Source organism: Corallococcus sp. CA049B, from assembly GCF_003611685.1.
In the GTDB taxonomy this organism is placed as follows: domain Bacteria; phylum Myxococcota; class Myxococcia; order Myxococcales; family Myxococcaceae; genus Corallococcus; species Corallococcus coralloides.
In genome coordinates this window covers 1-6,118 of the sequence record NZ_RAWC01000103.1, presented here as the reverse complement: position 1 = coordinate 6,118, position 6,118 = coordinate 1, and the positions used below count along the sequence as shown (strand labels likewise).

Here is a 6,118-nt window from a genome sequence, read left to right as displayed (position 1 = left end):
ACCCTGGGCGCCGGGAGCGCAGAACCTGTCGGACAGTCGGACAGGTTTGGAAAGGTCGGGCCGACCCTGGGCGCCAGGGGCGCAGAACCTGTCGGACAGTCGGACAGGTTTTCGGAGAACCCGCCGCCGTCGGCGGGCCCGGCGAACCTAGCCTACGTCATCTACACGTCGGGCTCCACGGGCACGCCCAAGGGCGTGATGGTGCGCCACCGCTCCGTGGCGCACCTGCGGCGCGCGATGAACGAGGCGTGCTTCACCGACGCGTCCCGGGGGCTGAGGGTGGCGCTCAACGCGCCGTCCTACTTCGACGTGTCGGTGGGTCAGCTGGTGCTGATGCTGGAGGGCCACACCTTGTGCGTCGTCCCGGAGGCCGTGCGGCAGGATCCGGAGGCGATGCTCGCGTGGCTGGAGCAGCAGCGGGTGGACGTCCTGGACTGCACGCCGTCACAGTTCAAGCTGCTGCTGGACGCCGGCTTCCTGGAGCAGCGGCACGTGCCCGCGTACGTCCTCCTCGCTGGCGAGGCGGTGGACGAGGTGACATGGCGCACGCTCGCGGCGACGCGGCGCACGCAGGCCTTCAACCTCTACGGCCCGACGGAGGCGACGGTGTATGCGACCTGGGAGCGCATCTCCGGCACGGCACACGCCACGCCCGTCATCGGCCGGCCGCTGGCCAACCTGAACGCGTACGTACTGGACGCGCACCAGCGGTGGGTGCCCGTGGGAACGCCGGGCGAGCTGTGCCTTTCCGGCGAAGGCGTCACCCGCGGCTACCTGGGCCGACCGGACCTGACGGCCGAGCGCTTCGTGCCGGATCCGTTCAGCGCGGAGCCCGGCGCGCGGCTCTACCGCACAGGCGACAAGGCCCGGTGGCGCGAGGACGGCACGCTGGAATACCTGGGCCGGTTGGACTTCCAGGTGAAGCTGCGCGGCTACCGCATCGAACTGGGGGAGATTGAAGCCGCGCTGCGCACGCACCCGGATGTCCGCGACGCGGTGGCGCTGGTGCGCGAGGACCGGCTCCTCGCCTGGGTCGCGCCCCAGGTGGATACGGCTCCCCTGCGTCAGCACCTCCGGCGGACCCTGCCGGAGTACATGGTGCCCGCCGCGTTCGTGGCGCTGGACGCCCTGCCCCAGACCCCCAATGGCAAGGTGGACCGCAAGGCCCTGCCCTCGCCTGAGGCCACTCCGGTCTCCGAGCGCGTCATCGAACCGCCCACGACGCCCACGGAGGTGACGCTGGCCGCGCTGTGGAGCGAGGTGCTCCGCGTCCCCGTGGTGGGCCGCCAGGATGGCTTCTTCGAATTGGGAGGGCACTCGCTGCTGGCCACGCAGCTGGTGTCCCGCGTGCGCGCGCGCTTCGGCATGGAGCTGCCCCTGCGGGCCCTGCTGGAGGGGCCCACCGTGGCGGAGCTGGCTCGCCGCATCGACTCGCTCCAGCAGCCGCGGCAGTCAGATGCATCCGTGTCCGCGCTGCCCTCGCTGATCCGTGCGGAACGGCCAGACGTGCTGCCGCTGTCCTTCGCGCAGCAGCGCATGTGGTTCGCCGAGCAGCTGGGCACCGCGGGCACCGCCTACAGCCTCCCGAACCTGCTGGACCTGGACGGCTCGCTGGACGTCATCGTCCTGCTGGCAGCGTTCGACGAACTGGTGCGCCGTCACGAAGCGCTGCGCACCACGTTCCAGTCTCGGGAAGGCACGCCGTCGCAGGTCATCCACCCGCCGTTCCCCATGTCCCTGCGGCATGCGGACCTGTCCGCGCTCCCGACGCATGAGGCTCGGGAGGCGGAGGTATCGCGGCTGGCGCGGGAGGAGTCCTCCACCCCGTTCGACCTGGAGCAGGGCCCGCTGTTCCGGGGGCTCCTGATGAAGCTCACGGCCACGAAGCACGTGCTGCTGCTCAACACGCACCACATCATCATGGATGGCTGGTCCACCGGCGTGCTGGTGCGGGAGATGGGCGCGCTCTACGCGGCGTTCGCGGCGGAGCAGCCGTCGCCGTTGCCAGCGCTGACGGTGCAGTTCGCGGACCATGCGCTCTGGCAGCGCGCCTGGTTCCAGGGTGAGGTGCTGGAGTCGCAGGTGGCGTACTGGCGCGACCAGCTGGCCGGTGCCGCCCCCTACCTGGAGCTGCCCACGGACCACCCGCGTCCGGCTGGTCAGGGGGCCTATCGCGCCGGCTCCCAGACTCTCGTGCTTTCGCGCGAGCTGAGCGAAGCGGTGGAGGCCTACGCGCGGCAAGCGTCCGCCACGCCGTTCATGGTGTTGCTCGCGGCCTTCCAGCTGCTGCTGCACCGGTACTCCGGCCAGGAGGATGTGCTCGTAGGGGCGCCCATCGCGGGCCGTCGCCACGCCGAGTCGGAGTCGCTGATCGGCTACTTCGCGAACACGGTCGTACTGCGCACCCGGGTGCGCGGGACGCTGCGCTTCCGCGAGCTGCTGGACACGGTGCGCGCCACCACGCTGGGCGCGTACGAGCATCAGGACCTGCCCTTCGAAAAGCTGGTGGAGGTGCTCCAGCCGGAGCGCGACCTGGGACGCACGCCGCTCTTCCAGGTGACGTTCACGCTCCAGAACGCGCCCATGCCGGAGCTGGCGCTGCCAGGACTGACGCTCAAGGCCCGCGAGGACCTGAAGGAGTCCACCCTCTTCGACCTGCAATGCGTGCTGTCCCGAGGGCCAGACGGCTTCGAAGGCCTGCTGGGCTTCAATCAGGACCTGTTCGACCCGGACACGGTGGCCGGCATGGTGGAGCACCTGCGGGTGCTGCTGGAGTCCGCGCTCCGCTCGCCGGACGCGCGGCTGCCGGAGCTGCCGTGGCTCACCGGGGCGGAGCGTCAGCGGCTGCTCTCTGACTGGAGCGGCACCTCCCGCGACTTCCCGCGTGACGCGTCCGTGGCCTCGCTCTTCACCGAGCAGGCCGCTCGTACGCCGGACGCCACGGCGCTGAAGGCCGGGGAGCGGCGGATGTCCTACGCGGCGCTGGACCGGGCGTCGAACCAGCTCGCGCACCACCTGCGGCGCCAGGGCGTGCGGCCCGGCCACCGGGTGGGCCTGTGCTTGGAGCGGTCCTTCGAGAGCATCACCGCCCTGCTCGGCATCCTGAAGGCCGGCGCGGCCTACGTGCCGGTGGACCCCCAGGCCCCCGCGGAGCGCATCGCGTGGGTGCTGCGCGAGGCGGGCGTCAGTCTGCTCGTCACGGAGGAGGCGGTGGCGGACGAGCTGCCGGCCGTGACGGACCTCCAGGTCCTGCTGGACGCGGACGCCGCCGTCATCGCACGGCAGTCCGAAGCGGCGCTGGACGTGGCGGTGTCCTCGGAGGCGCTGGCCTACGTGATGTTCACGTCGGGAAGCACGGGGCGCCCGAAGGGCGTGTGCGTGCCGCACCGGGGCATCACGCGACTGGTGCGCGGCGCGGACTTCATCCACTTCGGTCCGGACGAGGTCTTCCTCCACCTGGCGCCCATCGCGTTCGACGCGTCCACGCTGGAGGTCTGGGGCGCGCTGCTGAACGGCGCGACGTTGGTGGTGGCCCCCGCGGGCGCGCTGTCGCTCGGGGACACGGGCGCGCTGCTGCGGCGCGAGGGCATCACCATCCTGTGGCTCACCGCCGCCCTCTTCGAGCAGATGGTGCTCCACCAGGGCGACGCGCTGGCCCGGGTGAAGCAGGTGCTGGCGGGCGGCGACGTGCTGCCCGTGGAGCGCGTGCGCGAACACCTGAAGCGGCTGCCCCCGGGCGCGGTGCTGGTCAACGGCTACGGCCCCACGGAGAACACGACGTTCTCCGCCACGCACACGCTGCGCGCTGGGGACACAGTGGGCCGCTCGGTGCCCATCGGCCGGCCGCTGTCGAACTCCACGGCGTGGGTGCTGGACGCGGCGCTCCAGCCCGTGCCGCCGGGAGTGCCGGGCACGCTGTATGTGGGCGGAGACGGTCTGGCCTGGGGCTACCTCCAGCGTCCGGACCTGACGGCCGAGCGCTTCATCCCCCACCCCTTCGCCACTGAGCCCGGAGCGCGCCTCTACGACACGGGCGACCGGGTGCGCTGGCAGCGCGACGGGACGTTGGAGTTCCTGGGCCGCACCGACCTCCAGGTGAAGCTGCGAGGCTTCCGCGTGGAGCCGGGCGAAATCGAAGCCGTGCTGCGCCAGTCGCCGGAGGTCGAGGAGGCGGTGGTCGTGGTGCGCGAGGACGTGCCCGGCGACAAGCGCCTGGTGGCCTACGTCGTGAGCGAAGGCCTGGACACGGCCGTGCTGCGGGCAGCCATGCAGAAGCAACTGCCGGAGTACATGGTGCCGTCCGCCATCGTGGTGCTGCCGAAGCTGCCGCTGAGTCCCAACGGCAAGGTGGACCGCAAGGCCCTGCCCGCGCCGAAGGCCCGTGTGGCGGACCCCGCATCCGCCACGCCCCGGAGCGCGCTGGAGAAGGCGCTCGCGGACATCTGGGCGGAGGTGCTGCACCTGGAGACGGTGGACATCCACGGCGACTTCTTCGAATTGGGTGGGCACTCGCTGCTGGCCACGCAGGTGGTGGCGCGCATCCGTTCATCGCTGGGCCTGGAGTTGCCACTGGGCGAGCTGTTCCGCGCGCCCACGGTGGCGTCGCTGGCGGAGCGGCTGGTGGATGCGCGCCGCACCCAGGCGCCGCCGCTGGTCCCCGTGTCGCGCGCGTCGGCGCCGCCACTGTCGTTCGCGCAGCAGCGGCTGTGGTTCGTCGACCAGCTGGAGCCGGGCAGCCCGCTCTACAACATGCCGCTGGCGCTGAGCCTCACGGGCGACCTGGACGTGGAGGCGCTGCGAGGGAGCCTGGACGCGCTGATGGCGCGGCATGAGTCCCTGCGCACCACCTTCTGCATGGAGGCGGGCAAGCCCGTGCAGGCCATCCACCCGGAGGGCCACGTCCCCCTGGAGCTGGTGGACCTGACGGTCCTGGGCAGCCGCGCCGCGAAGCAGGCCGAAGCCCAGCGCCTGGGCCACGCGGAGACGCTCCGCCCGTTCGACCTGACGCGCGGGCCGGTGATCCGCGCGCTGCTGATGAAGCTGGATGAACGGGAGCATGTGCTGGTGCTGCACCTGCACCACATCGTGTCCGACGGCTGGTCGCTGGGCGTCCTCGTGCGGGAGCTCACGGCCCTCTACGAGGCCCGGCGCGCGGGCCGCTCCGCCGCCCTGCCGGAGCTGCCGGTGCAGTACGCGGACTACGCCGTCTGGCAGCGCGGCTGGCTCCAGGGTGGCGTGCTCCAGGCACAGGTCGAGTGGTGGAAGAACCAGTTGTCCGGAGCGCCCTTCGTGCTGGACCTGCCCACGGACCGGCCGCGGACGGCCGGTGCGGATCGGCGCGGCGGGCGGATCCGTGTGACGCTGCCGCGCGCCCTGAGCGAGCGCGTGGAGGCGCTGGCGCAAGCGGAAGGCACCACGCCCTTCATGGCGCTGCTGGCGGCGTTCCAGGCCGTGCTGTCGCGAGCGTCCGGACAGGACGACGTGCTGGTGGGCTCGCCCATCGCGAACCGCCGGCAGGCGGAGACGGAGGGCCTCATCGGCTTCTTCGTGAACATGCTGGTGCTGCGTGGTCGCTTCAGCGCAAAGACGACCTTCCGCGAGCTGCTGGCCCAGATGCGCGCCACCACGCTGGGCGCGTACGAGCACCAGGACATCCCGTTCGAACACCTGGTGGAAGCGCTCCAGCCCGAGCGTGACCTGGGGCGCACGCCGCTGTTCCAGGCGATGTTCGCGCTCCAGAACGCCCCTCTGCCGGAGCTGGCGCTGCCCGGCCTCACCGTGGCGCCAGCCCACCTGGAGGGTGAAGCCCCATCGCAGTTCGAGCTGGCCCTGAACCTGAGCCGCTCCGCGGATGGCTACGAGGGCCACCTGGGCTACGCGGCGGACCTGTTCGACACGGCCACCATCGAGCGGCTCTTCGCCCAGCTGCGGCGCCTGCTGGAGGCCGCGTGCGACGCGCCGGACCTGCCGCTCGCGGACGTGTCGCTCGTGTCGCCGGAGGAGCTGGTGCGGCTGGTGCGCGTGGGCAGCGGCGAGCTGGTGGACTTCGAACGGGACGCCACGCTGCACGGCCTCATCGAGCGGCAGGTGGCGCGCACCCCGGATGCCCCGGCCGTGG

Annotated in this window: 1 pseudogene and 1 CRISPR repeat array (1 of these 2 cut by a window edge); the pseudogene reads left to right on the top strand. The window is 71.9% G+C overall.

Annotation, left to right across the window (positions count from 1 at the left end):
* Window positions 1-110: a CRISPR direct-repeat array (repeat unit 25 nt; unit sequence AACCTGTCGGACAGTCGGACAGGTT) (it extends 164 nt beyond the left edge of the window).
* A gap of 25 nt (window positions 111-135) precedes the next feature.
* A pseudogene (locus D7W82_RS22165) lies at window positions 136-6,118 on the top strand (amino acid adenylation domain-containing protein); the annotation flags it as partial.